This is a genomic window from Streptomyces sp. P1-3, from assembly GCF_050613155.1.
Taxonomy (GTDB): Bacteria; Actinomycetota; Actinomycetes; order Streptomycetales; family Streptomycetaceae; genus Streptomyces.
The window spans coordinates 1,283,983-1,310,408 of sequence record NZ_CP192512.1 but is presented as its reverse complement, the minus strand read 5'-3'; the positions used below and the strand labels follow the sequence as shown (position 1 = coordinate 1,310,408).

The 26,426-nt window shown below is 69.5% G+C and carries 26 protein-coding genes and 1 tRNA gene; 15 read left to right on the top strand and 12 right to left on the bottom strand.

What is annotated here, in order from left to right; all coding sequences use genetic code 11:
- Positions 1 to 90: 90 nt before the first annotated feature.
- The gene (locus ACQUSR_RS05655) at positions 91 to 1,020 is read right to left on the bottom strand and encodes a quinone oxidoreductase family protein (RefSeq protein WP_431041423.1); all 930 of its coding nucleotides are present in this window, start codon (positions 1,018 to 1,020) and stop codon (positions 91 to 93) included.
- 106 nt (positions 1,021 to 1,126) lie between these two features.
- Between ACQUSR_RS05655 and ACQUSR_RS05650 the strand changes: the two genes are divergently transcribed.
- Positions 1,127 to 1,588, top strand: coding sequence for a MarR family winged helix-turn-helix transcriptional regulator (locus tag ACQUSR_RS05650; RefSeq protein ID WP_431041422.1), 462 nt, complete (start codon positions 1,127 to 1,129; stop codon positions 1,586 to 1,588).
- Positions 1,589 to 1,663: 75 nt separating this feature from the next.
- On the opposite strand, the gene fdhD is transcribed toward ACQUSR_RS05650, so the two are convergent.
- Positions 1,664 to 2,515 (bottom strand): formate dehydrogenase accessory sulfurtransferase FdhD, encoded by an 852-nt coding sequence (fdhD, locus tag ACQUSR_RS05645; protein WP_431041421.1) that lies wholly within the window; start codon positions 2,513 to 2,515, stop codon positions 1,664 to 1,666.
- Between the two features lie 209 nt (positions 2,516 to 2,724).
- On the opposite strand from fdhD, the gene ACQUSR_RS05640 reads away from it, so the two are divergent.
- Positions 2,725 to 4,269 (top strand): aldehyde dehydrogenase family protein, encoded by a 1,545-nt coding sequence (locus ACQUSR_RS05640; RefSeq protein ID WP_431041420.1) that lies wholly within the window; start codon positions 2,725 to 2,727, stop codon positions 4,267 to 4,269.
- 149 nt (positions 4,270 to 4,418) lie between these two features.
- Positions 4,419 to 4,506: transfer RNA gene (locus ACQUSR_RS05635), tRNA-Leu, on the top strand.
- 87 nt (positions 4,507 to 4,593) lie between these two features.
- On the opposite strand, the gene ACQUSR_RS05630 is transcribed toward ACQUSR_RS05635, so the two are convergent.
- Both ACQUSR_RS05630 and ACQUSR_RS05625 read right to left on the bottom strand, forming a co-directional pair.
- Positions 4,594 to 5,877 carry a tyrosine-type recombinase/integrase gene (locus tag ACQUSR_RS05630; protein WP_431041419.1) on the bottom strand — a complete coding sequence of 428 codons (1,284 nt, stop codon included), beginning with the start codon at positions 5,875 to 5,877 and terminating at the stop codon, positions 4,594 to 4,596.
- A 38-nt stretch (positions 5,878 to 5,915) separates the two neighbouring features.
- Positions 5,916 to 6,347: a hypothetical protein gene (locus ACQUSR_RS05625; protein WP_431041417.1), complete on the bottom strand. Its 432-nt coding sequence runs from the start codon at positions 6,345 to 6,347 to the stop codon at positions 5,916 to 5,918.
- Between the two features lie 133 nt (positions 6,348 to 6,480).
- Between ACQUSR_RS05625 and ACQUSR_RS05620 the strand changes: the two genes are divergently transcribed.
- The 5 genes from ACQUSR_RS05620 (at position 6,481) to ACQUSR_RS05600 (ending at position 11,672) form a co-directional block, all read left to right on the top strand.
- The gene (locus tag ACQUSR_RS05620) at positions 6,481 to 6,654 is read left to right on the top strand and encodes a helix-turn-helix domain-containing protein (protein ID WP_431041416.1); all 174 of its coding nucleotides are present in this window, start codon (positions 6,481 to 6,483) and stop codon (positions 6,652 to 6,654) included.
- Between the two features lie 944 nt (positions 6,655 to 7,598).
- Positions 7,599 to 7,991: a hypothetical protein gene (locus ACQUSR_RS05615; protein ID WP_431041415.1), complete on the top strand. Its 393-nt coding sequence runs from the start codon at positions 7,599 to 7,601 to the stop codon at positions 7,989 to 7,991.
- 17 nt (positions 7,992 to 8,008) lie between these two features.
- Positions 8,009 to 8,917, top strand: a complete 909-nt coding sequence (locus tag ACQUSR_RS05610) for a hypothetical protein (protein ID WP_431041414.1) — start codon at positions 8,009 to 8,011, stop codon at positions 8,915 to 8,917.
- Positions 8,918 to 9,548: 631 nt separating this feature from the next.
- Positions 9,549 to 10,238, top strand: a complete 690-nt coding sequence (locus ACQUSR_RS05605) for an Lsr2 family DNA-binding protein (protein ID WP_431041413.1) — start codon at positions 9,549 to 9,551, stop codon at positions 10,236 to 10,238.
- Positions 10,239 to 10,322: 84 nt separating this feature from the next.
- Entirely contained in the window at positions 10,323 to 11,672 is a 1,350-nt protein-coding gene (locus ACQUSR_RS05600; protein ID WP_431041412.1) for a DUF3987 domain-containing protein, read from the top strand.
- 55 nt (positions 11,673 to 11,727) lie between these two features.
- Here the strand turns inward: ACQUSR_RS05600 and ACQUSR_RS05595 are convergent, their stop codons facing one another.
- A complete protein-coding gene (locus ACQUSR_RS05595) occupies positions 11,728 to 11,937 on the bottom strand; it encodes a DUF397 domain-containing protein (protein WP_431041411.1) in 210 nt (69 codons plus the stop codon).
- Complete coding sequence (locus tag ACQUSR_RS05590; protein ID WP_431041410.1) at positions 11,934 to 12,767, bottom strand: helix-turn-helix domain-containing protein; 834 nt, start codon at positions 12,765 to 12,767, stop codon at positions 11,934 to 11,936. The genes ACQUSR_RS05595 and ACQUSR_RS05590 overlap by 4 nt, the downstream gene beginning before the upstream one ends.
- A 573-nt stretch (positions 12,768 to 13,340) precedes the next feature.
- Here ACQUSR_RS05590 and ACQUSR_RS05585 point away from each other — a divergent pair.
- Positions 13,341 to 13,580 (top strand): hypothetical protein, encoded by a 240-nt coding sequence (locus tag ACQUSR_RS05585; protein ID WP_431041409.1) that lies wholly within the window; start codon positions 13,341 to 13,343, stop codon positions 13,578 to 13,580.
- Between the two features lie 269 nt (positions 13,581 to 13,849).
- Here ACQUSR_RS05585 and ACQUSR_RS05580 read toward each other — a convergent pair whose 3' ends face one another.
- Positions 13,850 to 14,056: a hypothetical protein gene (locus ACQUSR_RS05580; protein WP_431041408.1), complete on the bottom strand. Its 207-nt coding sequence runs from the start codon at positions 14,054 to 14,056 to the stop codon at positions 13,850 to 13,852.
- A gap of 394 nt (positions 14,057 to 14,450) precedes the next feature.
- On the opposite strand from ACQUSR_RS05580, the gene ACQUSR_RS05575 reads away from it, so the two are divergent.
- Entirely contained in the window at positions 14,451 to 14,717 is a 267-nt protein-coding gene (locus ACQUSR_RS05575; protein ID WP_431041406.1) for a hypothetical protein, read from the top strand.
- Between the two features lie 582 nt (positions 14,718 to 15,299).
- Positions 15,300 to 16,316: a DUF5954 family protein gene (locus ACQUSR_RS05570; protein WP_431041405.1), complete on the top strand. Its 1,017-nt coding sequence runs from the start codon at positions 15,300 to 15,302 to the stop codon at positions 16,314 to 16,316.
- A gap of 332 nt (positions 16,317 to 16,648) precedes the next feature.
- On the opposite strand, the gene ACQUSR_RS05565 is transcribed toward ACQUSR_RS05570, so the two are convergent.
- From ACQUSR_RS05565 to ACQUSR_RS05545, 5 genes are all read right to left on the bottom strand, one after another.
- Positions 16,649 to 18,139 (bottom strand): MFS transporter, encoded by a 1,491-nt coding sequence (locus ACQUSR_RS05565; protein WP_431041404.1) that lies wholly within the window; start codon positions 18,137 to 18,139, stop codon positions 16,649 to 16,651.
- Complete coding sequence (locus tag ACQUSR_RS05560) at positions 18,139 to 18,735, bottom strand: TetR/AcrR family transcriptional regulator (protein WP_431041403.1); 597 nt, start codon at positions 18,733 to 18,735, stop codon at positions 18,139 to 18,141. The genes ACQUSR_RS05565 and ACQUSR_RS05560 overlap by 1 nt, the downstream gene beginning before the upstream one ends.
- Before the next feature lie 99 nt (positions 18,736 to 18,834).
- A complete protein-coding gene (gene xylB, locus ACQUSR_RS05555) occupies positions 18,835 to 20,241 on the bottom strand; it encodes a xylulokinase (RefSeq protein WP_431041402.1) in 1,407 nt (468 codons plus the stop codon).
- 4 nt (positions 20,242 to 20,245) lie between these two features.
- The gene (locus ACQUSR_RS05550) at positions 20,246 to 21,244 is read right to left on the bottom strand and encodes a zinc-dependent alcohol dehydrogenase family protein (protein ID WP_431041401.1); all 999 of its coding nucleotides are present in this window, start codon (positions 21,242 to 21,244) and stop codon (positions 20,246 to 20,248) included.
- A gap of 15 nt (positions 21,245 to 21,259) precedes the next feature.
- Entirely contained in the window at positions 21,260 to 22,135 is an 876-nt protein-coding gene (locus ACQUSR_RS05545; RefSeq protein ID WP_431041400.1) for a DeoR/GlpR family DNA-binding transcription regulator, read from the bottom strand.
- Between the two features lie 116 nt (positions 22,136 to 22,251).
- On the opposite strand from ACQUSR_RS05545, the gene ACQUSR_RS05540 reads away from it, so the two are divergent.
- The 4 genes from ACQUSR_RS05540 to ACQUSR_RS05525 are packed head-to-tail and all read left to right on the top strand — an operon-like array spanning position 22,252 to position 26,372.
- Positions 22,252 to 23,550, top strand: coding sequence for an MFS transporter (locus ACQUSR_RS05540; protein ID WP_431041399.1), 1,299 nt, complete (start codon positions 22,252 to 22,254; stop codon positions 23,548 to 23,550).
- 46 nt (positions 23,551 to 23,596) lie between these two features.
- Positions 23,597 to 24,316, top strand: a complete 720-nt coding sequence (locus ACQUSR_RS05535; protein WP_431041398.1) for a hypothetical protein — start codon at positions 23,597 to 23,599, stop codon at positions 24,314 to 24,316.
- Positions 24,313 to 25,101 carry a two-component system response regulator CseB gene (cseB, locus tag ACQUSR_RS05530; protein ID WP_431041397.1) on the top strand — a complete coding sequence of 263 codons (789 nt, stop codon included), beginning with the start codon at positions 24,313 to 24,315 and terminating at the stop codon, positions 25,099 to 25,101. Before ACQUSR_RS05535 ends, cseB begins: the two co-directional genes overlap by 4 nt.
- A 2-nt stretch (positions 25,102 to 25,103) precedes the next feature.
- Positions 25,104 to 26,372 (top strand): ATP-binding protein, encoded by a 1,269-nt coding sequence (locus ACQUSR_RS05525; RefSeq protein ID WP_431041396.1) that lies wholly within the window; start codon positions 25,104 to 25,106, stop codon positions 26,370 to 26,372.
- Positions 26,373 to 26,426: the final 54 nt, after the last annotated feature.

Genomic DNA, 26,426 nt, shown 5'->3' with positions numbered 1-26,426 from the left:
CAAGGACCGTGCGTCACATTTCCATAGAAATGGGCCGGTTGGGGGAGTGGGCGGGCTCGCCGCCCAGGGGAGACGCCGGCTGACGTCGGCTCACGGGATCAGCACGACCTTGCCGAGGTTGGCGCGGGCTTCGATGATCCCGTGGGCCTCGGCGGCGTCGGCGAGCGGCAGGCGCGTGTGCACGGCGGCCCGCAGCCGGCCCCGGGCGTGCAGGTCCCACAGCTCCTGCCGCCACCGTTCCACCAGCTCCGGCCGCTGCGCCGCGATCCGCGCCATCTGGAAACCGATGGCGCTCTTGCCGCCCACCAGCAGGTCGTACGCGGAGAGCGTGCCGCCGCCCGAGCTGTACGCGACCAGCCGGCCGCCGGGGGCGAGGGCGGCGACCGCGCGGGGCAGCAGCTCGCCGCCGACCGCGTCCAGCACGATGTCCACCGGCTCGCCCCACGTCTCGTCGTCGTAGCTGACCACCTCGTCGGCGCCCAGCCCGCGCAGGAACTCCGCCTTGGCCGGGGAGCTCGCGGCGGCGACGACGCGGGCGGCGCCGCGCGCCTTCGCCAGCTGCACGGCCAGGTGCCCGACGCCGCTCGCGGCGGCCGTGACCAGGACCGACTCCCCGGGCTCGGGGCGGGCAGCGGCATACGCGCCGAGTGCCACCAGCCCGCCGCGCACCAGGGCCACCGCGTCGACGGCGCTGGCACCGTCCGGCACCGGGCTGGCCATCGCGGCCGCGACGACGGCCTGTTCGGCGTAGGCGTCGCGGAAGCACAGGGCGGTGACCCGGTCGCCGAGCGCGAAGCCGGTCACCTCCGGGCCCAGCGCGACCACCTCGCCCGCCACCTCGCCGCTCAGTACTCCCGGCAGCGGCTGCCCGCCGTCGCGTACCTTCCGCACCATCGGCAGGGTCACTCCGATGGCTTCGGTACGGACCAGCAACTGCCCGGCCTCGGGCACCGGTGGCTCGGCCTCCTCGACCCGGAGCACCTCGGGACCTCCGTACGAATGGAACCGGACGCGGCGCACAGCACCTCCAGAAAACGCGGAAACACCCGACGGGAATCGTTGGGTGCCCCAACGTTAACCCCTCGATCGTTGGGGAGTCCAATGGTTTCCCGGGTAGAGTGGGCGCATGGCCGAAACTCCCTTCGCCCCCGCCCGGATCCGCGCCCTGCCCAGCTGGCTGCTCGGCCGCGCCGCCGCCCGCGGCCACCGGCTCGTCGCCGAGGCGCTGGCCCGCGAGGGCATGCGGATGATGCACCACGCGGTGCTGTCCGCCGTCGCCGAACTCGGGCCCGTCTCTCAGGCGGCCCTGGGGCGCAGCCTGCGGATCGACCCCAAGGACATGGTCGGGATCGTCACGGACCTGGTGGCCGAGGGGCTGGTCACGCGCGGCCCCGACCCCGCCGACCGGCGCAAGAACGCCATCGCGATCTCCGCGGCCGGAAAGCGGCGACTGCGCCGTACCCAGCAGCTGGGCGACGAGGCGAACGAGGAGCTGACCGCCCCGCTCACCGCGGAGGAACGCGCCCAACTCATCGACCTGCTGACCCGTATCGCCGACCCGGAGGCGGACTGCGCCCCGGAGAGCTGACGCGGAGCTGGCGCGGGCCGCCCCTCGGAGCCGATGCCGAGCCGGGCGCCGGGTGTCCGCCCACGGCCGCCCGGGTCAGTCGCTCCCGGCCGCGGGCAGGACGACCCGGTGGCTCCCCGCGTACACGTTCATGGCGGAACCGCGCAGGAAGCCGACCAGCGTCAGCCCGGTCTCGGCGGCCAGGTCCACCGCCAGCGAGGACGGGGCGGAGACCGCCGCCAGGACCGGGACCCCGGCCATGACCGCCTTCTGCGCCAGCTCGAACGAGGCCCGGCCGGACACCAGCAGCACGGCGCCCGACAGCGGCAGCCGCCCCTGCTGGAGGGCGCGCCCGACCAGCTTGTCGACCGCGTTGTGCCGCCCCACGTCCTCGGCCGCGTCGAGGAGTTCGCCGTCCGGAGTGAACAGCGCGGCCGCGTGCAGCCCCCCGGTCCGGTCGAAGACCCGCTGCGCGGCGCGGAGCCGGTCCGGGAGCGCGGACAGCGTCTTCGACGTGACCCGGACCGGCGCCCCCACGTCGTCGCCCACCGGCCAGCGCGCCGTGGTCCGCACCGCGTCCAGACTCGCCTTGCCGCACAGCCCGCAGGACGAGGTGGTGTAGACGTTGCGCTCCAGCGTGATGTCGGGGACGCAGACGCCGGGCGCCAGCCGCACGTCCACCACGTTGTACGTGTTGCGGCCGTCGTCGGTCGCGCCCGCGCAGTACACGATGTTCGCCAGTTCGTCGGCCCGTCCCAGGACGCCCTCGCTGACCAGGAACCCGGCGGCCAGCGCGAAGTCGTCGCCGGGGGTGCGCATGGTGATCGCCAGCGGCCTGCCGTTCAGCCGGATCTCCAGGGGTTCCTCGGCGACCAGGGTGTCCGGGCGCGTGTCCACCGCCCCGTCCCGGACGCGGATGACGCGGCGCCGCTCGGTGACCCGTCCCATATCGATCAGTTCCCGGTCCCTGTCTGTACGGATGGCGTATGGCCCGTACGGATGGCGTACGGCCGTCCCATTGTCCTGCACGGCGGACGGACGTGATGTGGGCCATACGTGAACCGGAATCCCGGCCGACCCGGCGGCGGTCCCACTACCGTCCCCTGTACGAGCGCCACCTTCCCGCCTTGCCCGTGCAACGAGAGCGGAGACAGCAGATGGCAACCACCCTCACCCTCAAGCCCGGTACCGCCTGGGCCGACGCCTGGCGGCGCGGCCTCGCCGCCGCGCCCGAGGCGTTCCGCGACGACCGCGTGCTCAACCTGTGGGCCGGCCGCTGGCACGCCGACGGCCGCGCCCTTCCGGCCACCACCCCCGTGGACGGCACCCCGATCGCCGGCCCGCCGCGCCTGGACGCGGACGCCGCGCACGCCGCCGTACGCGCCTCCCTCGACCAGCACCGCGCGTGGCGGCACACCGCTCTTCCCGAGCGCAAGGCCCGGGTCGCCGCCGCGCTCGACGCCCTCACCGAGCACCGCGAACTCCTCGCCCTCCTCCTCGTCTGGGAGATCGGCAAGCCCTGGCGGGCGGCCCAGGCCGACGTGGACCGCGCCATCGGCGGCGTCCGCTGGTACGTGGCGGAGATCGACCGCATGGTCGCGGGCCGGACCCCGCTGCCCGGCCCGGTCAGCAACATCGCGAGCTGGAACTACCCGATGAGCGTCCTGGTCCACGCCATGCTGGTGCAGGCCCTGGCCGGCAACGCGGTGATCGCCAAGACCCCGACCGACGGCGGCGTCGCCTGCCTCACCCTCGCGGCCGCGCTCGCCGCCCGCGAGGGGCTGCCGCTGACCCTGGTCAGCGGCAGCGGCGGCGATCTGTCCGAGGCCCTGGTCCGCGCGCCCGAGATCGGCTGCGTCTCCTTCGTCGGCGGCCGCGACACCGGCGCCCGGGTGGCCACGGCCGTGGCCGACCTCGGCAAGCGGCACATCCTCGAACAGGAGGGCCTGAACGCCTGGGGCGTGTGGAACCACACCGACTGGGACACCCTGGCCGCGCGGATCCGCAGGACATTCGACTACGGAAAGCAGCGCTGCACCGCCTACCCGCGGTTCGTCGTCCAGCGCTCCGCCTTCGACGCCTTTCTGACGGCGTACCTCCCGGCCGTGCGGTCCGTACGGGTCGGCCACCCGCTCGCCGTCGAGGACCCGGCCGACCCCCTCCCCGAGCTGGACTTCGGCCCGCTGATCAACGCCGCCAAGGCCAAGGAGCTGACCGACCAGGTGGCCGAGGCGGTGGACCGGGGCGCCGTCCCCCTGCACAGGGGCGACCTGGCCACGGGCCCCTTCCTCCCCGGCCAGGACCTGTCCGCGTACGTAGCGCCCGTCACGCTCCTCAACCCGCCCTCCACCTCGCCCCTGCACCACGCCGAACCGTTCGGTCCCGTGGACTCCATCGTGCTGGTGGACACCGAGGCGGAGCTGCTGGCCGCGATGAACGCCAGCAACGGCGCCCTGGTCGCCACGCTGTCCTGTGACGACGAGGCGACGTACCGGCGGCTGGCCCCGCAGATCCGCGCCTTCAAGGTCGGCCACGGCGCGCCGCGCTCGCGCGGCGACCGCGAGGAACTGTTCGGCGGCTTCGGCGCGTCGTGGCGCGGCGCGTTCGTCGGCGGGGAACTGCTGGTCCGCGCCGTCACGCAGGGCCCGGCCGGGGAGCGGCTGCCGGGGAACTTCCCCGACTACCACCTGATGCCTGACTGAGCGGCGCGCCCCAGACCCGCGGCGGACGGACCCCTGCGCCCATAGACCGCCCTTATGCCGCGAACCGGACGGATACGCAGGTGAAACGCACTCCAAAACCTTGGTATCGTTACCCATGTCGCCGCGGGGAGACCCGCGGAGCACACCTCGTCCGGGTGGCGGAATGGCAGACGCGCTAGCTTGAGGTGCTAGTGCCCTTTATCGGGCGTGGGGGTTCAAGTCCCCCCTCGGACACCAGCAAGAACAGCCCCTCACCAGGGGCTTTCTTCATTTCTGGGCGCTGGCGTGACCCACTGCGTGACCCACGGCCTAGCGATCTTGCCCTTAGACCAGGGCAGACAGGCCGATCCGGCTCGCACTGGAGGCGGCCAGCTTCTTGGCTCCTTCGGCGCGGCGCCTGCCATACCGTGCCATCGTGTAGCCCGGCGAGTGATGCCGGGCGTTGGCCGAGACCTCTACCGGGTTCTCGTGGGCGTCCAGATCATTGGTGATCTTGCTCGCCCGCCAGTCGTGCAGCCGGAAGTTCTCCGGCAGGTGCAGACGGTTCCGGGCCGTCCGCCAGCGCGCGGACACCTTCTCGGGATCCTGGGGCCCTCCGGCCTGGCGCCCCTTGTGGAGCTTGAAGCCGTCGCGGGCGAACACAAGGTCGTGGTCCACCCAGAGATCCCCGAGCCGTCCCCGCTCCGCGTCCTGGCGTTCCTTCTGCCGCTTGAGGACGTTCATCAGGGCTTGGTCTACGTAGATGATCGCGTTGTCGTCTCCGTCCTTGGTGAGCTTGCGCAGGCGGTAGGTGTTGCCCTCTTCGACCACGACCCAGGCAAGTTCGATGGCGCACTGTTCCCAGCGGATGAGTGACCACTTCCAGCCCAGGACTTCGCTGCGGCGACAGGAGGTTGCCGCGTAGGCGGTCCACAAGGGGGCGTCCCGAAGACAGTGGTGAGTCAGGCCGCCGTCACAGGCCCGCTTGCCGCACGGCTTCCATATCTCGCTGAGGAAGTGCGCCGTCTCCTGGTCGTTGAGCGTCGGGAAGTCCGGCTCAGCAGCCTTGATCTGCCGCTCCGTGGGTGGGCTGGCCGTGTGGGCGGGGTTGACCTTGAGTAGCTTGTTCGGCCCGGTGACCGAGTCGAATGCGGCCGACAGGATGTTGTGCACGTGGCGCACGCTCTTTGGCCCGAGCGGCTGGTTCCCGTTGGCCTCGATGGGAGTGTTCTCTAACAGCCGGTACAGCTCGTCCAGCCGGTCGTCCGTCACCTCCGCGACCTTCTCCTTTCCTATGTGTGGCTTGATGTGCAGCCGGATCTTCGGCTCGTAGCCTTCCTTGGTGGTGTCCTCGCCCCGGTGCTTGTACAGCCACGAGTCCATGAGCTGGCTCATGGTCATGTCCGACCGGGGAGCGATATCGCCCGCTTCGTGGTCGGTCATCCACTTGCGCAGCGCTCTTTCCGCTTCGGTCTTGTTCTTGTACTCGCGGCCTATCCAGTAGCGGTATCCTTTCTCGCCGGTTGCTTTGTTGGTGTGGCGGGGCGTGCGTACGCCCCAGGTGTTGGGCCTCCCCTTGCGCGGGATCTCCACTGGAGTCGCCCCGAGCCCATTTCCGCGCTTCGCCACTGGCGTTACTGCTCCTTGTCTCGTCTCTGCGGCCTTGCTCAGTCCCCTTCCAGGAACCCGAGCTTTCGGGCCTTGGTCAGGTGGTTGCGGATGGTCCCTGTGTTCCTCCCTGTCTCCTCTGCCAGGTACTTGACGGGGTGGCGCATGAAGACGGCACGGCAGGCTGAGTACGCCTCCGCCAGCGCCCTGAAGTAGTCCTCAGACAGCGACCCCTTCGCCCCGGTGCTGTGGGCGTTGAGTGCCATCACGGCATCGGCCACGCGGTCCGCCGCTTCGACGGCCTGGAGGCGGTGCCCAGCGAACGCCTCTTGCCGGTTGAGCTGCACTTCCCGCAGCACTGTCTGGGTGATCCCGTGCGCCGCTGCCTCCGCGTCATCTGTGGTGATGTGCAGTTCCGCAGGGAACGGCCCCTCACCCCAGACGGCCCGGACATGCCACGGCCCTACCTGCTGTGTCGTCTCGTGTGCCACGGCACGACGGTAGCACAACGTGAGGCCATGTCGTTATAGCTTGACACGCCCTCATGACTCATGGTTCCTCTGGAGACAGGGCCGGACAGCAACGGGCGGAACAGTCGCCCAGCGATGACGTCAAGTGGGGGATATGGGCAACAAGTTGATGACCGTGAGCGAGGTTGCCGAATACCTGAACAAGCCTCGGTCATGGGTCTACAGCAACTGGCAGCGGGAGAAGATTCCGTTTCGCAAGGTAGGTCAAGCTCTCCGCTGCCGACCGAGTGACCTTGAAAAGTGGTTGGACGAACAGACAGCAGACTGAATCCTTGCATGACTGACATTCCATAGTTTCTTTGTTTGTGAAGCTCCTGAGGTGACTCGGGGGCTTTTCTTTTTCTAGAGGGGATGAATTGGCCTCTATAGCTGCGAAGCCCGTGGAGCTGATCTGCGGATCATGTCGCGAAACGTGGACTTACTTTCGCCCGATAGGGAGGGGTGGACGCAACCCCGCGACCAATCCTGACCATCCTCAATGTGCCCTTAAACGGCAGAACCGTAACCGGGCCATGTCCCGAGAGCGGAAGCGGGAGGGAGTTGTAAGGCAAGTGCGGGAAGATGCTCTCGACGTCGCATGGCGCGCCGGGGCCTATCTAGAGGATGTGCTCAACTTTGTGGCGCCTCCAGAGAACCCTCCGTTCCGGGATGCCGCCAAGAATGTGCATGCCGACATTGCGTATTCGACACCGGAGGACCGGAGGGCCGTGGCCTTGTGGTTCTCCGACACCAGGGAGCCAAGAGGAGGACCGGAAACCGGCCGGACCTCGGGCCGCTCCATGGCAGTGATCGGCTCGGCTCGGCCCTGGTGGACCTCCGAGCCAGCATGTACGCGCGGTCGCATGCGGCCCATGACCTCCTTCGCCATGGGCGCGTAGACGCATGTCACAGGGCCGCGTCCGTTTTTCCTTACTAGTGAGGGAGCTCTTCCCTTGGAGTCATGCTCACTGGGCGGTGAGCCTCTGACGCGGACGTGAGTCCGGGCCGATACCAAGTCCAGGCAGGTTGCGAATCTGCCGAATGGGTCTGTGCGGACACCTCCCTGTGAGCAGCAGGAGGCAATGTGCAGGTCGGCCCCTGCCTCCGAAAGTTAATTGTTCGGGGGTGGGGGCCGATCTGCTGTTACGTTGTCCTCTTGTGAGGTAAAGGGCCGCCTCTAAGCGGCCCCTATAGCTGATTAGTTCGTTTAGTAGATTCTTAGGAGGTGTCGCGATGAGCGACGAACAGATTCTCAATGAGGAACCGACATTGGAATCCCAGGTGGTTTCTGGTGCAGTGCAGGATGGCTCGGCCCAGGAAGGCCCGATTGGCATCGAAGCCATCCGGGCCGAGATTCAGCAGGAATTCAGCGAACGACTCGTGACAGCCGAGCTGCGTGCCAGAGCAGCGGAAGATGGCATCAAGCTTCCGGAAGGAATAACGGACTTCCTGGACTTCTCCAAGATGATGGGAGAGGACGGTCAGCCTCGGGCGGACATCATTGAGAAGATACTTACACCCTTCGCAGGCGAGAAGGAACCGAAGTTTCCGCAGCTTGAGGGTCTGGGCTACCACCGGTCCAGTTACACATCTTCCCCTGTATCTCTTGACGCACGCAAGCGATAAGACCAAGGAGTACGCCTATGGCCTTTGCCTATCAGAACCAGTCTTCTCACACCTTTGTCCCGGAGAGGTGGGACGCTGACCTACTGGTTCAGTTTGATCCGCTGCTTGTCTGGGCTGCCACGCTTGTTTCCAACCGGAAGTACGAGGGCGAAATCAGGCAGAAGGGCGATGTTGTCCACATCAACTCGCTCCTGCGCCCCTCGATTGGCGACTATAAGTTGCCCGAGGGCATGACGGCCCAGCGGCCGGAAACTGTTGATCAGAAGCTTCCGATCACCGAGGCGAAATATCTACAGGTCTTGGTCGAAGACGCGGAGCGCACCCAGCTTGCAGGGGGCCTTGACTCCCCGATCAATCAGCAGATGATCCGCGCTCTCGCCCGAGAGGCCGACACCTTCATGGGTGACATCATCGCGAAGGGCGCCACGGCCCTCCCAGCCATCAAGGTGACAGCGCAGAACGCTGCACAGGCGTTCTACAGTGCGATCCTGGACATGATGCTTGCCCTGGACGACAACGACATCCCTGGCGGCCGGTACGTCGTCGTCTCACCCAAGGTGAAGCGCTACCTCGTGGAACATCCCGCCATCGCCAACGCGGGCGCCTACGGCGAAGGTGGCGTCACAGCCAACGGCGTCGTGGCCCGCCTGGCGGGCTTCACGGTCGCCAGCACCACGGCCATGCCGACCGGCGTGGACATCGTCGCCGGGCACTCCGAGTTCGCCACCTACGCAAGCCAGTTCACTGGCTTCCGCGAAGGCCAGTCGGAGAAGTACCGGGCCGACTACATCGACACCCTCCACCTGTACGGCGGGAAGATTGTGCGGTACCCGGAGCTGGACACCCAGAAGGCGGATTCGACGTTCGATGAGTCCAAGCCGACGAAGGGAATCGTCAAGGCCGCTGTGGAATGGCCTGCTGCCTGACGCACCGCCGATGACTGGGCCCCTGCCGACCGGCAGGGGCCCTTTCTTCGTTCCTGAGAGCCCTTGGCCCAGGTGCGGTAACTCTCACGCTCTGTCGATGCTGGCTCAGGCCGCGGCCATGGGCACTGCGTAGCGGAAACTGTGGTGCTGAGACTCCTATACGTGTCCCATTCGAGTTTCTGGGACACCGAGCCCCCAAAGAGTGACGTACTTAACGGATTTCGCCCCGGAAGGACACACAAACTGCCACTCTCGGCCTCCGAGGGCATCAACGATGGCCTCCATGGCGCCAACAATCGCGATTCCCTGAGAATTAGAAACCCGTACATGATGGAAGGAACCCGCCCCCGGCGGTCCTCATTCAATTCAATGAAGGTATTACCCCCGCTGTCCACACAGGCTCCTGACCTGCACAGATGACTCCATCCATTACTCTTCGTAAACACATTGAGTGCATCGTGAGGGATTCAAAGTAATCGAAACGTTATCTGTTTGGGGTTGATGGTCTTTGCCTTTGCGGCAGGATTAGAGGAGTTTCAGAAGACGCCACCGAGGCGGGATGTATAGCTCCGTGAGAGCTCTCCTCCGGTTGGCTTCCTGCTCACTCCACTAATCCACCGAGGGGGAACCCGTGCTCAAGACGGTTCAGGTCATCACGTTCGAAGAGCGCACCGTATGCGACGCGTGCCACGCGAAGGATGGCGGAGAAACCGAGGCGTGCGACGTGCTGAGCCTCGGTGACCGTTCTTGGGATTTGTGCGCTGCTCATGCTGAGCGTTTCGGGGAGTGGCTGGCTGACGCCATGGACGCCAGCGAGGCGGATGCTGAGAGCGTTCCTGAGCCTGTTGAGCCGGTGGAGGTGGAGGCTGAGTCTCAGTCGTCTGTGCTCATCTCCGGGGAGATCGACGGCTATGACTGGGACGACGCACGAGAGGCAGTGCGGAACCTGGGCTATGGGGTGGTTGGCCGTGCCGATGAGCGCACTGTGTTGATCATCTGTGGCAAGGGTGCGGAGCGGAACAACAGCAAGCTTCGGGACGCGCGGGAACGCGGCCTGCCCTGCATGGACGCCACCGTGCCCGGAGCGTTCAAGGCCGCTGTGCGGGCAGGGGTGTTGAAGGGTGGCGACCCGCTGCCGGAGCCTGCCCGCCAGGACGCTCCGGCCGTCCTCAGCGAGCGGGAGCAGAACCAGTTGATCAGGGCGTGGGCGCGGGCCAACGGCTACACCGTGCCGGACAGGGGCCGCATCCCCATGCAGATCCGCCACGCCTACGAGCTGACCCATCGGGACGCACCGGAAGGGGAAGCGGAAGCGGCCTGAGTGCCGCACCCACGTTGCCGGGCGCACTGGGCGCCCGGCGCCCCCATCCCAGCACCACCCACTCCTTCTTGAGACAGAGGCAGCATGAGCACCCCCATGTTCTACGGTCCGATCGGTCGCGCAGTCCGCAAGGTCGCGCCCTTCGTCGAGACTGACCCCCTCGGCATCTACGTGGCAGCGCTCACCATGTGGTCGGCCGCCATCGGCGGCACGGTCAAGGTGTCGTCCCGAGGCAACGCCCGTCCGGTACTCCTGTGGTCGGCTTTAGTGGCTGGTACGGGGCGAGGGAAGGGCACCGCGCTCCGGGCAGCGCTTCACGTCCTGGACAAGTCCTTGGGTCGCTTCCTGGCCACACACACCACCTCCGGGATCACCTCCGGTGCCAGCATGGTCAATCACCTGTGGGAGCAGCAGGAAGCGACCGCAGAGACAGAGCAGGGGCGGGATGTCCGAGCGCTTGTGTGTGAGGAGGAGTGGAGCGAGGTGCTTCGCAGGGTGAAGCGGGATGCGTCGTTCACAGCCAAGCTCCGGATGGCATTCGATGGGGCCCCGCTACGCAACACAACCAAGGAAGCAGCGCAGGAAGTACGCGACCCTGCCATGGTCTTCCACGCGCACATCACGCCGTCCGATTGGGCCCGGTACGTAGGCCAGTCGGAAGCGGCAGGAGGCTCGTACAACCGCATCTTGCCGTTCCTGCTCGGTGCCGTGCCGATGCTGGACGACGACCGGGTGACTCTGCCGAAGGTGGACAGTGGGGAACTGTCCGACGCCTACGCTTGGGCCACCGCCCGACCCCGCGTGATCACGCTCGGGGAAGACGCCCGGCCGCTGTGGCGGATCATCCGCCGGTACGCCCGCATCCTGGGTGAGACGCTGCCGGAGACTCAGGCCGTCTTCATCGAACGGACCGCAGAGCAGACACTCAGGGTCGCGGCCTGCCTCGCTGCCTCGGAGTGCTCCGAGATCATCACGGAAGAGATGTTGTCCGCAGCCTTCACTCTCGTTCGCCGCTCGGTGCAGGACGCCGTACGGATCACCAAGGGGGCCGACGCTCCGAAGGTGAAGCGCCAGCCGCTCACCCTCGCCGACAAGGTGCGGGCCCGGATCGAGATGCACGGCGGTCGGGCGACGTCGTCTCAGGTCCTCCCGTTCGTGGGGGCAACCGCCGCTGAGGTCAAGGCACTTCCCGAAATCGTCGTCACCGTCGAACGGTCGGGTAAGACGGGCCGACCGGCCACCGTGTTCACACTCCGCAGTGACGACTCCCGCCACTCCGAGCCGCAGCCAGCCAGCGCAGAGCGCGTGGAGAACCGCGCCACGGTCGTGGAGCTCGATACCTACCGCCCGGCACCGAAGCAGGCCCCGGAGGCCGGTCCGGTCAAGCGGTCGCCCGCTCCAGACTCCGGCAACCCCTTCCGCGCTCTCCTCTAACAAACTCAGCAACGGGCCCCCGCCGGATCCCCGGCGGGGGCCACATTTGCTTTGGTCAGGCAGTAGGGAAGTCCCCTGCCTTCACCCCGGCCACGAACGCGGACCAGGCCGACGCCTTGAAGACCAGCGCCGGGCCGTCAGGGTCCTTGGAGTCGCGGACAGGGACGACATGGGCAACCCCTTCCCCGACCTCAAGGCAGTTCCCGCCATTGGTGCTGTAGCTACTCTTGCGCCATGCAACGGGCAGCTTGCTTGCGCTGATCATTTGCCTAGCTCCTCCAAGTGCCTGCCGATCAGTTCGGCGGACGCGTCGGGCGACAGTGCCACCGCCCTGAGCAGATCATAGGCTCGGGCGCCTTCGGCCACTTCATCCGTGTCAAGAGCTGTGCGTCCTTGGGAGAAGCCGTCTACAAAGAGCACGTCCGCACCTTCATTGAAACCCAACACGGTGAAGGGCCCGGACAGTCCGGGATGAGCGGCAACGTCCCGTGAAATGACTTGAATCACGGTTCGGGGTTCTTCGGCCGCCTTTAGTAAGCGCTCAAGCTGAGGGCCCATCACTGCCTTGCCGCCAATGTGGCGAAGCAGAACGTACTCATCCACAACGAACCAGCATCGGGGCGGAGCCTCCCGCTCGAAGACCCCTTGTCGGGTCATGCGCGCGGCGATCAGATCATCCAGGTTGTCCGGACGAACGGCAGTCAGCATCGCTCGCGCATAGTCCTCCGTCTGCAAGAGACCAGGGATGATCTGGCTCTCAAAGACGCGCATGGACGAAGCCTCACGCTCTAGCTCAATGAACGGCAGGAACCATGATGGGTAGGCATAGCGGATGACGAGTGGGTACAACCGTGAGAAGTGCCCGCGAGGGTATCCGTCAGTCTTGAACGCGATGTCGAGATCCCGCGCAAGGTCCTCTGACGGTACGCGCTTGGCCGCCTCAACCTTGCTGATCATCGACTGTGTTGTGTGCGCCCTCTCGGCTGCCTCCTCCTGGGACACGCCAGCCTGGAGCCGGACTCGCCGAAGCTCAGAACCGAAGAACGCGAGCAGCGACGACGACGGATCAGGCGTCGTATCTTCCTCTACTGCCATGCGTCAACCTCACTTTCATGACACGCCCCCTGTCATGGCTTTCTGATCATGACTGATGCCCTGTCATAGCCGTGGGGCTGTGAACGGCCTTATGGGCGGCGATGGTTGAAGTACACCACGTAGGTACCCGCCCATCTGGGTCGCACACAAGACGTGTACGGAGACCGGCCATGACAGCAGACCAGACACCCCCCGCTCGAACAAGGATCCGCGAAGCCGAGGCGGCTCGCGATGAGTTGGCGTCAGCCCTCCGGCTGGCGGGGATCCAGCTTCCTTCGATGGACATCCGCACCCCCGTGCGTGCGGGGGTCTCCGGTCACGCGCTTGTGGAGCTGGGTCTGTGCTCGGCTCCGGTGGCTCGTGCGCTGGCGGACGCCATCAAGAAGGGTGCTGGGCGATGACACCCCGAAGCATGAAGGGGGATGGCGCGGTGATCCCCCAGACGACACCTCCGCCGCAGCACGGTGAACAGGTGCCGGACAGTGAGGATCGCCCGACCCTCACCGAGCTGGGTCAGCGGGCAGACGACCTAGCCGCGCAGATCCATGACCACCTGGCGCGAGGTGAGAAGAAGTGACCCGCGAGACCTACCGTTTCCGCGAATACTTGATCACGTCGGACACCGAGCCCGACGCCGAGCCGTACACCTACGCCATGACCTGCGCTGTATGTGAGGAGATGGGGCCTCGCAGTGAGGAAATGGCGGATGCGCACGAGTGGGCAGAACGGCACCTCAAGGCCAACCCCGAACACCTCACCTACCGGGAGCACATCACCAGGCCCTACCTCGCCAAGCCGGGGAAGTGGCTGTGACGGCGCCCGCAATCAGGAAGGGGGCCAAGTGGGTACTGAGGCCCGAGACCGCTGAGGGCGCGCCGGAGGCGATTTACGGCGTGCAGTGCATGACGTGCGCGGAACGGTCCGGCCTGGTGGACGATGACGCACGGCCGGTTGAAGTGTGGGCGATCGGCCACACGGACAGGGAGCCGACGCATTGTCAGTTCTTGGTCACGGTTCAGCAGCACTGGCGGGTGGACCCCAACCCTGTCAGTGAGGGGGCATCCCCGACTCAGAGGGAACTCCTAGTCACCCTTACCGCGCCTCCTGGTCTCCAGCCGCACCGGCCACGGTCCCACGCCCGACGCACCTGCGCGCAGTCCCGTCTCCATGCCGCCAGGCGTCGCGTCACGGCCCGTGTGGGACGGTTCGCGGGCCCGCTGCTGATCCTGGCGCTCGTGGTGTGCGGCGTTCTCCTGGGGGCCCTGCTCGCTGCGGGTGCCGAGTGACACGGCAGACTCCCGCCCCTGCCGAACTAACCGAAGAGATGTACTCCCACGCTCAAGGAATCCCGGCAGGGGCGGGTCAGAAAGGCGACATGGATCTACTCACACCCCGCGCAGTTCCGGCGGACCCCCTGTCATGTCTGGCATGCGCGTCATTGGCGAAGCAGGAAAGGGAGTACAGGCGGAACGAAGACGCCGAGTCACTCCGTGCGATCACCTTCGCAATCAAACTCCACAAGGAACACGGGCATCCGAAGCCCGAGATCGTTGAGAACCAGGGCGTCTGCATTTACATCGAGGACCTGTCAGACCCCAAAGGTAGCCGGTGCACCAGCATCAAGGCGCCCCTGTCGTTCTATTGTCGCGCACATGGGAAGCTCATAGGCATGGAGGGCTAAAAATGGTTGAACGCACCTACTGGATTTGCCATGAACGGGAAGATGCCGAGGACGCGGGCAGTGATCTCGTTGACGCACTACGGCGTCTGGATATCGAATTCGACAACATCGAAATCGTCAGCCCGTGTAGCGGCTGTCAACGCTCTGATCACCGAATCGACCTCGGACAGATTACGGTGCAGGAAGCGCGAGACGCCGGTTTGAAGATCAAGCAGGTGTTGGACGAACTCGCCAAGTACCGCAAACGCCAGGCTTCGACAACCGGCTAGCCCTACAGTCTCCGCCCCTGCCGGATGGCCCCGCCCGATCTTGGTCCCCCAACCAAGAGCCCGGCGGGGGTGGCGTAACCCGTCCCGGCCCGACCGTGCTCACACCAGGCGGCCACGGCTTCCTCTGAAAGCATGTTCCGCCCTGCCAGGAGCGACACAGCAGGAGCACGCCGACAGTCCGCCCCGACACCATGCCCCCGTCTAACTGGTGAGTGACCGCCCTGCCCGTCTGTCTCCCCGGCAGATAGGCGGGGCGCTGCCATCTCAGAGCGGGTTGGGCACGTGACCCACGCGTGACCCACGGCGGTCCGAAACGGCCCGAAACAGGGGGAACGCACGGCCAACGACGTTGGTCAAATCTGTGGCGTGTCGGGTACGTTCCCGCAGGTCACAGAACTAAGAGGCTGGTGCCCGAGGCGAGAGTTCAAGTCCCCCCTCGGACACCACCAAAAACCCCAGCTGAGCTGGGGTTTTTTCGTTTCCGCGCGGCTGGCGGCGACTCCGCCGCACGCGCGGCGTGAAGTTCTGATCCTTTTGGGCGTTCGGGCCCGGCGAGTGAGCCCTGGTCGCAACAATGTGCACATGGCCGATGACTGGAAGCGACAGCTGGATCGGATCCACGCGGGTCTGGTGCGCCGGGACGACCCCGCCGCCTGGGTGACCGAGGCCGATGCCGTGGACAGATCCTGCCGGTACCCGTACGTCGCGCTCCGCGGACCGGTCTTCGGCCTCGCCGCGCGGGATTCCGGAGCCGGTACGGGGTGGCGGCTGGTGGAGTCGGTGACGAGCGGCACGCCTCAAGAGGCCCGGGACCGGCTGAACTCCATGCTGTGGTTCAGGGCCAAGGACGACACCGACGACATCGGTGTGCGGCGCGACCTGCTGGCGGCGGTGGCGGTGCTCGAACGCGAGCCGGTCAACGAACTGGAGGCCCTCGGCGTGCGGTACCGGGTGGTGCGGGGGGACGCGTTCGCGCGCGGCGGGGAGGACGGCCTGGAGCCGCCGAGGCCGACGGACGTGGAGGCGGCCGACCTGCCCTGGGACGGACATCGTCAGACCCCCTCCCCGGACCCTGGCTTCGTCCTCGATCCCGACCGGGAGAGCGGCCTCATGGCGGGCGCCCTGACGCTGGCGCTGCGGGACTTCTCCTACCCGGGCGCGCTGTTCGCCCCCGACGTGGTCGAGGACTCCAGGCGGGCGGTCGCCGACCATCCCGACGTCGTACTCCTCCCCGTCGGCTTCGGCGTCGCCGAGCGCACGGAAGGAGGGTGGCGGCCGCGCGGGTCCCTTGTGCCCACCCCGCACGAGGCGCGGTGCCTGCTCTACGGCTGCTTGGCCGAGACCTGGCCGATGGTCTACGAGTTGAGCGAATCGGAGCAAGCGGAGTACGCGCGGGCCGCGGAGGAGTTCAAAGCCGCGGGCCGCGCCAATGAAGCGCGTGTGGGGCGCAGCCTGTTCCGGATCTGCCGCATCGAGCGGATGGTCCGCTCCGGGCCCGACGGGCCGGAGCCGCCTCGTCCGTCGGACCGGGATGAGCACGAGCCGATGAAGCTGCACCCGACGATGGACGAGGACGCCACCCTGCACTACGACGACTGACCACCGGGGCCCGCCGGCGGTGGCCACGGTCGTCCCCGGCCCCGCCGGCCCGCGTTGTGCCCAGTGGCCTGACCGGCGTCACACGTAGTAGTTGTACGACGACAGGCTCGCGAGCCGCGGCTTGACCCACATCTCGTAAGCGCAACGGTCCTTGACCAGCTTTTGCAGGGGAGACTCGCAGACGAGTCTCACGGCCGGACCTGGTTCCCCATCTCCCGCGGGGGCCGCGTGAGCCGTGCCTGTGAACCCGGCAAGGCTGCCGACCACCAAGCCGAGCGTGGTGAGGGTGAGGGCGGTTTTGCGGGTAATCATTAGCATTTGACTTTTGTACGTCATATCGCCTTGGCGTGGGGGTTGCGACGCGCTGTCTTGGGCAGCCTGGCCGCCAGGAGCGCGCCGCCGGCGGCCACCGCCGCGAGGGCCGTCAGGGTGGGACCCATCGCGGACGTGAAGGCGTCGCCGGTCCAGCGTGGTCCCTCGCCGGGCGGCCCAGTGGTGGCGGGGGCGGGTGCCGAGAGGTTCATCAGCATCGTCGCCGCGGCGACCCCCAGCGCCGGGCCGACGTTCATCGCGGTCTGCTGGAGTCCGCCGGCCACCCCGGCCGCGTCCGCCGGCGCGTGGCGCACGACGACGGCGGTCGCGGTGACCATCACCGTGCCGAAACCGGCACCCAGGAGGAGGAAGCAACCACCGATCCCGACAGCGGTCGACCCCTGGTCGAGACGGGTCAGCAGCAGGACGCCGAGGGTGAGGAGGGCCATTCCCGCCACCGCCGTCCGGCGGGCACCCTGACGGCGCATCAGCACGGCGGCGGCCGGCGCGCACAGCACCATCATCACGGCCAGGGGCAGCACTCGCAGGCCGCTCTGGAGCGGGTCCAGCGCCATGACGTCCTGGAGGAGGTACGTGCCGAGGAACAGGGCCCCGAACAGCGCCGCCGACGCGGCCACCAGCACGCCGAGCGCGGGGGCGACGGCCGCCGATCGGAACACGCTCGGCGGCACCAGCGGACTCGCGGTGCGCCGCTCGTGCCGGACGAAGGCGCCCCCGGTGGCGGTCGCGGCGACCACTCCCAGTCCGGTCGCCGCCGTCCACCCCGATTCCGGTATGCCGACCAGCGTGTGCACCAGGCAGGCGAGAGCCGCCGCGAGGAGACAGGCGCCGGGCAGGTCGAGCCGCGCGGCGGAGGCGGACTGGGGCTCGGGAGCCGCGGTCGGTCCCGGCTTCGGTTCCCGACCCGGCTCGGGCTTCCGACCCGGCGGCTCCGGCTCCGGCATGCGTACGGCCAGAGCCAGCGCACCCGCGGCCAGCGCCGGTGCGACACCGAGGAAGAAGACCGCTCGCCAGCCCCAGTGCGCGGCCAGCGCGCCGCCGACGACCGGGCCCGCCGCGGCCGCCACGCCGATGGCGCTGGTGCGCAGCGCGATGGGCCTGCCGAGCCGGTCGCGCGGGTACGCGGCGCGCAGCATCCCGAGAGTGGCCGGTTGCAGCAGTGCGCCGAAGACCCCCTGGGCGACGCGCAGCCCGATGACCCAGCCGACGCCGGGCGCCAGGCCGATCGCCGCCGACGCGGCGGCGAAGCCCAGCATCCCGATCCCGAAGATCCGCTGATGGCCGTACCGGTCGCCGAGGCGGCCGGCGAAGACGAGCAGGCTCGCCACGGCGATCAGGTATCCGGTGCTGGTCCACTGGACCTGTGCGAACGAGGCGTCCAGATCCCGCTGCATGGCGGGCTGAGCCATGGTCAGTACGGTCCCGTCCAGCGCGACGATCACGGCCCCGGTGACGCTGCCGGCGAGCGTGAGGCGGCGATGGCGGCTCATCAGGTCGCCGGTCCGAGGGGCGCCGGTCCGAGGTGCGCGTCCAGCGCGGCGCGCAGCAGCGGTTCGACGTCGTCGGCCCCCGCCGCGAGCTGGAGGCTGCCCCATCCCCACAACTGGGCGACGCCGTGCAGGTTCGCCCAGAGCGCGCCCGCCACGACCCGCGGCTCTGCGCCGGGCTCCGTCCGCGCCTCGGCGACCAGGTCCACCAGGAGGCCGAACAGCGGCAGGCTGGTCTCCCGCAGGCTCAGGCGGTTGCTCTCCAGCAGGTCGTGTCGGAACATCAGCTCGTACATGCCGCGGTTGCCCAGCGCGAAGTCGAGATAGACCCGCCCCAGTGCCGTGAGCCGGGCGCGCGGGTCCGCCTGAAGGCCGCTCACCGCCTCGTCGGCCTTCGCGGTCAGCTCGGCGAAGCCCTGACGCGCGATGGCGGACAGCAGATCCACATGCGTCGGGAAGTAGCGGCGGGGCGCCCCGTGTGACACCCCGGCCCTGCGGGCGATCTCCCGCAGGGAGAGGGCCTGCATCCCCTCGCTGGCCACCAGGTCGACGCCGACCTCCACCAAACGGGCTCGCAGCCCCGTGTCGCGCTCGTTCATAGACACTGTCTACCAGGCCGAGTAGACACTGTCTACTGGCTGAGTGGACAGTGTCTACTCGGCGTCTGTTCCCCCCGTCTCGGCGTCTGCTCCCGCCCGTCAGCCGTACAGCGACCGCCACGCCCGCTCGTACGCCTCCCGCACCCGCAGCCCCGCGGTGCCGCCGTCCACCGGCGCGGGGATCTCCACCGCGCCGGACGCGGGCCACGCCGGCGGCTGCGGGGCGCCGCTCAGGGCCCAGGCGGCCTGGCGGGCGGCGCCGAGCGCCACGTACTCGTCCGGGTGGGGGACGGTGACCGCCGCACCGAAGATCCCGGCGGCGACCTCGCCCACCACCGGCGCCTTGGCGGCGCCGCCGATGAGCAGCACCCGGTCCACCCCGACGCCCTCCGCGCGCAGCTTGTCCAGGGCGTCGGCCATGCCGCACAGCATGCCCTCGACCGCGGCGCGCGCCAGGTTGTGCGGGTACATGTTGGCCTTGCGCATCCCCAGCAGGCTGCCCGAGGCGTCCGGGAGGTTGGGGGTGCGCTCCCCGCCCAGGTACGGCAGCAGGACGAGGCCTTCCGCGCCCGGCGCGGCCTTGGCCGCGAGGGTGCCGACCTCCGCCAGGTCGGTATCCAGCATCCGGGCCGTGGAGCTGAGTACCCGCGCGGCGTTGAGGGTGCAGACCAGGGGCAGGAACTGCCCGGTGGCGTCGGCGAATCCCGCGACCGCGCCGGAGGCGTCGGCGGTGGGACGCGGCGAGCACGCGAAGGCCGTGCCGCTGGTGCCGAGGGAGATGACGACATCGCCGGGGCCGATGCCCAGGCCGAGCGCGGCCCCCATGTTGTCGCCGGTGCCCGCGGCGACGAGCACCCCGTCCGGCGTCCGCCCCGCCGCCTCGTACGGCTCCAGTACCCGGGGCAGCCCGGGGGCGCGGCCGCGGAAGGCGAGGTGGAGCAGGTCCTCGCGGTAGCGCCCTTCGGCCGGGGACCAGTAGCCGGTGCCGGAGGCCTCGCCGCGGTCGGTGGTCGGCTCCGCCCAGGCCGCGGCGCCGCCGCGCAGCCGCCAGGTGAGCCAGTCGTGCGGCAGCATCACCGCCTCCGTACGATTGGCGAGGCCGGGCTCGTGGTCGGCCATCCAGCGCAGCTTGGCGGCGGTGATGGCGGCGACCGGTACGGTGCCGACCGCCTTCGCCCACCTTCGGGCCCCGCCGAACTCCTCGACGAGATCCGCGGCGGCCGGTGCGGAGCGGGTGTCGTTCCACAGCAGTGCTTCGCGGACCGGCTCCCCGTCCGCGCCGAGCGCGACCAGGCCGTGCTGCTGCCCGGCGACCGCGATCGCGTCCACGTGCTCCAACAGGCCCTTCCCGGCCGTGAGCAGAGCCTGCCACCAGGCCTCGGGGTGCACCTCGGTGCCCTCGGGATGGGTCGCGCGACCCCGCGCCAGCACCTCGCCCGTCCGGGCGTCGCAGACGACGATCTTGCAGGACTGGGTGGAGCTGTCCACCCCCGCGACGGTGGGCACGGTCTCAGGCTCCCGGGCGGATCTGGATCTTGCGGCCGTGGCCGCCGCGGAAGGTCTGGAGCGCGTCCCCGAAGTCCTCCAGCGCGAAGCTGTGCGTGATCATGGTGGCGGCGTCCAGGACGCCCTTGCCCATGAGCTCGACGGCCCGTCCGAAGCTGTGCACCACCGCCATGGACCCGACGATGGTGATCTCGTCGTTGTAGACGCGGAACGGCGAGAACGCCGCCTTCGCCTCGGACGGGGCGACGCCGAACTGCTGGAACGTCCCACCGCGCCGGACGCGGGACAGCCCGTCCTCGATGGCCGGGACGGCGCCGGTGCAGTCGATGACGACCTCCCAGCCCTGCGGCCGGTCGAACGCGTCGGCGCCGGTCGCCGCCGCGTCCGCGCCGAGCTTGCGCGCCACCTCCAGCCGGTCGGTGTTGAGGTCGACCATCGAGACGGAGGCGGCCCCGGCCCCGACGGCCAGCTGGAGCATCATCAGGCCCATGGTGCCCGCGCCGTAGATCAGGTAGTGCGAGCCGAGGTCGCGGGGGAGTACGTCGAAGCCGTGCACCGCGCAGGAGAGCGGTTCGATCAGCGTCCCCTGCACCAGGTTCACGCTCTCCGGCAGCCGGTGGCAGTTGGCGGCGGGGACGGTGACGTACTCGGCCATCGCGCCGTCCACCGTGTCACCGATGGCGCCCCACCGCTCGCACAGGTTGCCGCGGCCGATGGCGCAGAAGTGGCAGGCGCCGCAGAAGAGCGACGGGTCGACGGCGACCCGGTCGCCGGCGCGGACCCCGGTCACCCCGGCCCCGAGTGCGACGACCTCGCCGGTGAACTCGTGTCCGGGGATGATCGGGTACGGGGTGGGGGCGAACTCCCCGTCGACGATGTGGACGTCGGTGCCGCAGATGCCCACGGCGGCGACCGCCACGACGACCTCACCGGGCCCCGGAGTGGGGTCGTCCACCGTCTCCACGGAGTATCTGCCGGGGGTCTGGATCACTACAGCGCGCATGAAGGTGACTGCCTTTCAGGTGGTGACGAGCTCGACGGGGACCCCGAGTGCCTCGATGGCCGTGATCTCGTCCTCGGGCGTGGCCGCATCCGTGACGATCAGGTCGTAGCCGGTGGCGTCGCCGTATCCGTAGGTGGCCGTACGGCCGAACTTGGTGTGGTCGACGGGGAGCACGCGGCGCTCCGCCGCGCCCTGCATGGCCTCCTTGAGGTCGGCCCACTCCTGGTCCGGGTGGTACAGCCGGCCGCCCTGGAGGGCCGTGGCGGAGGAGAACATCACGTTGGCGCGTATCCGGGAGAGCTGGCGCAGCGTGTCCGTGCCGGCGCACGCCTCGAAGTCGTTGCGGAAGGTGCCGCCCAGCAGCACCACCCGCGTGCCGGGGGCGGCGTCGGCGCCGCCGACGATCCCGGCGACCCGGAGGGAGTTGGTGACCACGGTCAGCTCCTCGATCCGCGTCAGCCTGCGGGCCAGTGGGAACAGCGTGCTGCCGCAGTCCATGAGGACGGTCTGGCCCGGCTCGACCTCCCCGGCCAGCACCTCGGCGAACGCCTCCTTCACCTCGACGTCGAGGTACTCGCGGAACCGGGTGGCGGTCTCCAGGGTGACGTTCGGCAGGGCGACGGCCATGCCGCGGCGCTTGTGCAGCAGCTGCCGGGATTCGAGGTTGGCCAGGTCGCGGTGGACGGTCATGGTGCTGACCCGCAGGTTCTCGGCCAGGGCGTCGATACGCACCGCGCCCTCGGCGATGACGTGTTGCAGCAGCCGGCGCCGGCGCTGCTCGACCTCGACCTCGGTCCCGCGACTCTGCTTCATCAGGCCCGTGCCCTCCTCGGCGACCTTCCGCGATCTTCCGCGGCCTTCGGCCCGGCGCGTGCCGAGCTCGTCAAACATCACACACTTTCTGAGATGTTTTGGCAATCCGTTGACAGGAATTGTTTCCTCCGGCTTTCATCGGGCCACATCGACGCGGCGCTCACCGGGCGCCGAACCAGTACGGAGGAGTGCCCGTGGCGCAGAGCCTCACGCCGACCCGGATCCCGAGCCCCGACGGCGGGCCGCCGCCGTCCCCGGAGCACTCGCCCTTCCGGGGGCTCCTCGACCGGATCGGCATCCCCGCCACGCTGGCCTGGGGGTATCTCGGCCTCGTCCTGTTCATGGTCGGAGACGGGATCGAGGCGGGCTACCTCTCGCCGTACCTGGTCGACCTGGGCTTCTCCGAAAGCGGCGTCGGCGTGGTCTTCACCGTCTACGGCGTCGCCGCGGCGATCGGCGCGTTCCTCGCCGGCGCGCTGTCGGACGCCTGGGGGCCGCGTCGGGTGATGGCGGCCGGAGCGGCCTTCTGGGTGGTCTTCCACGTCCTGCTGCTGGCGGTCGCCGTCCCCGCCAAGAGCTATCCGCTGATCCTCGCGAGCTACGGCGTCCGAGGGCTCGGCTACCCGCTGTTCGCCTACGGCTTCATGGTGTGGATCATGGCGTCCGTGCCCCGGCGGCAGGCCGGGACCGCACTCGGCTGGTTCTGGTTCGCCTTCACCCTCGGGCTGCCCACCCTCGGCTCGCTGCTGGCCGCCTCGCTCATACCGGCCATCGGCGCCTACCGCACCCTGTGGCTCGCCCTCGGCCTGGTCCTCGCCGGCAGCGCCGTCGCCCTGACCCTGCTGCGCGACCGGACCGGTTTCCAGGGACTGCTCCCGCCCGGGCAGCGCGACGTACGCAGCACACTCGCCGGAAGCTTCACCATCCTCACCGAGAAGCCCAAGGTCGCCGTCGGCGCGGTGGTCCGGCTCATCAACACCACCTCGCAGTTCGGCGTCTGGGTCTTCATGCCGCTGTTCTTCACCGACCGGATCGGGTTCGAGCTGTCGGAATGGCTGCACCTGCTGACCGTGATGATGGGCACCAACCTGGCCTTCGTGGTGGTCTTCGGCGCCCTCGGCGACCGGTGGAGCTGGCGCCGGACCGTGGCCTGGCTCGGCGGCGTGCTCTCCGCGATCGGCTGCCTGGCCCTGTACTACCTGCCGGTGGCCGCGGGCCATGACTTCCTCGTCGCCGCGGTGGCGGCCGGTGCGCTCGGCGCCGGGATGGCCGGCTATGTACCGCTGCCGCCGCTGCTGACGGCCCAGGCCCCCGAACGCAAGGGGCAGGTGATGTCCGCGTACAGCCTGGGGGCGGGGGCCAGCGTGGCGCTGGGGCCGCTGATCGGGACCCTGTTCATCGGGCCGTTGGGGGTCCAGGGCGTGATGTGGATCTACGCGGGGCTGCATCTGTTCAGCACGGTCCTTGCGCTGACGCTGCCTGAGCGGCGGTAGGGCGGGGGCGGGTGCGGTGTCGCGGCGCCGTTAGGCTGGCGGGGCTATGCGTCCCCACCGTTCCGCCTCCGCCCGCACGGCGGTCGCCCCCGTCGCTGCGCTGGCCGGCCTCGTCCTGGCGGCGGTGGGCCTGGTGGGCTGTGCGGCCGACACCGGGGCGCGGGACGGGGGCGCGGCGCCCCGGCTGGCGCCGCCGACCAGCGCGTCGCCGCTCTGGCCCCGCTACACGCCCCCCGTGGCGCCCACCAAGCCCGAACCCAGTGCCGACGTCGCGTCGTATCCGCCGGTCAAAGGCGTCACCGTGCCCGCCGGGGGTTTGCGGAAGCTGCCGGTGCGGACGCTGCTGGAACACGACTTCAACGTGCCGGAGTGGGTGCGCGGCGCCGCCCGCGGCGACTGCCCCGCGGACTGCTCCCTGCGCGATCCCGTCTACCGCGACCTGACCGGCGACGGCCGGGACGAACTGGTGGTGGCCATCGACGCGCTGGGGTTCCGGCTGACCGTGCTGGAGGTCTACCAGGCCTCCGGCGACACGGTGCGGCCCGTGCTGATCCACTGGGGCCCGCTCGGGCTCACCGGTGAGACCATCGGCCGCGACCTGGTCATCTCCTCGCGCGGCCAGGAGGGGCAGATCACCACCCACCTGAAGTGGAACGGCCGGGTCCTCGCTCCCGTCCCTCCACCGGAGGGGCCGGCCGGCACACCTCCGGACGCCCAGGGAACGCCGGGCGCGGACAGCGGCGCAGACGCGAGGACGACACCATGACCACCGCCTTCACCCCGCCCGGAGCCGGCGGAGCCGCCGCGGTCGCCGGAGTGGCGGGCGCCGCCGGGCCCGCGACCGAGGCGCATCTGCTGCTCGTCGAGGACGACGAGGTGATCCGCAACACGGTCCGGATGGTCCTCCAGCGCTACGGATTCACCGTCTCCACCGCGGCCGACGGCCTCACCGGCCTGGAGCTCTTCCGCGAGCGGCGGCCCGACCTGCTCCTGCTGGACGTGATGCTGCCCGAGCTGGACGGGATCGGGCTGTGCCGCCGGGTACGGGAGCTGAGCCTGGCCCCGATCCTGATGCTGTCCGCTCGCGGCGACGCCCTCGACGTCGTGTCCGGGCTCGAAGCGGGCGCCGACGACTACGTGGTCAAGCCGTGCGAGAGCGCCGTGCTCGTCGCCCGGATCCGTTCCCTGCTGCGCCGCGCGTCCTTCGCCCCCGTGGAGCGGGCGGCGGGGGAGGGCACCGCCGCGGCCGGGGCACCCGGCGACGACGAGCTGCTCTCCTTCGGCGACCTGACGATCGACCCCAAGGGCATGGAGGTGTGCCGCGCGGGCGAGCCGCTGGCCCTGACCCCGACCGAGCTGCGGGTGCTGCTGGAGTTCGCCGCCTCGCCCGGCGTCGTACTCGAACGCCGCACCCTGCTCAGCCGGGTATGGGACCACGCCTGGCACGGCGACACCCGGGTGGTCGACCTGCACATACAGCGTCTGCGCGCCAAGATCGGTGCCGAACGGATCGAGACGGTCCGCGGGTTCGGCTACAAGCTCAGGCGCTGACGATGGCGCTGAGATGGCGGATCGCCGCCCTCGTGGCCGCCGCGACCTGCGCCGTCGCCGCGGCCGTCGGCGTGCTGGTCCACCACGCCTCCCGGGACCGCGAACTGTCCCAGGCGCGCGACGCCGCCCGCACCACGCTCGACCGCGCCGCCGTCACCTACGCCCGCACCGGGGCGGTCCAGGGCTCCGGCGCCGCCCTGGACGCGCCCGGCCTCCCGGCGGGCCTGCGCGGACTGGTGGCCAAGGGCCACCGGGGCACCGAGTTCGCCTCCGGGCCCGGCGGCCCGGCGATGTGGGCGGCCCGGCCCGCCGGCGACCGGGTGCTGTCGGTACGGGTCGACATGGGTCAGACGATCAGGGACCTCAGCGCCCTCGACACCAACATCGTGCTGGCCGGTCTGGTCACCACCGCCGTCGTCCTGCCGCTGGGGGTGCTGACGGCCGAGCGCATGGGCAGACGGCTGCGTACCGCGGCCGGGACCGCGCGCCGGATCGCGGCCGGGGACCTGGACGCCCGGATCTCCGCGGCCGGCCGACCGCACGACGAGATCGCCGAGATCTCCGGGGCCGTGGATTCCATGGCCGCGGCCTTGCAGGAGCGGCTCCGCCGCGAGCAGCGGTTCACCGCCGACGTGGCCCACGAGTTGCGGACGCCGCTGATGGGGCTGGTCACCGCCGCCGAGCTGCTGCCGCCCGATGACGAGGCGGCCGGTTACGTACGCGACCGGATACGGGTGCTCAGCACCCTGGTCGAGGACCTGCTGGAGATCTCCCGGCTGGACGCCGGGGCGGAACGGGCCGACCTGTCGCCGTGTGCCGTGCTCCCCCTGGTCGAGGAGGCCGTCGCCCGAACCGCGCTGCCGGTGGACGTGGGCGCCGACGCGGACGGCGACGGCGCCGCGAAGGTCTGGACGGACCCTCGGCGCCTGGAGCGCATCGTGGCCAACCTGGTCGTCAACGCACACCGGCACGGCCGCCCGCCGGTGGTGGTGACGGTGGCCGCGGACGGCCGGACGGTGACCGTACGGGACCACGGGGGCGGCTACCCGGACGCGCTGTTGGAGGATGGCCCGCAGCGCTTCCGCACCGGTGCCCGCGAGCGCGGCCGGGGCCATGGGCTGGGGCTGACGATCGCGCTGGGCCAGGCGCATGTTCTGGGCGCCGCGCTGGAGTTCGGCAACGCGCCCGACGGCGGGGCGGTGGCCGTGCTCCGGCTCCCCGACGGCCCCGGACCGGACCCGGACCCCGACCACGGGCCGATACACGACTGATACACCGCCGAGTCGAAGCCGACGCACGGCCTTGGGCATTCCAAGATCTTGGCG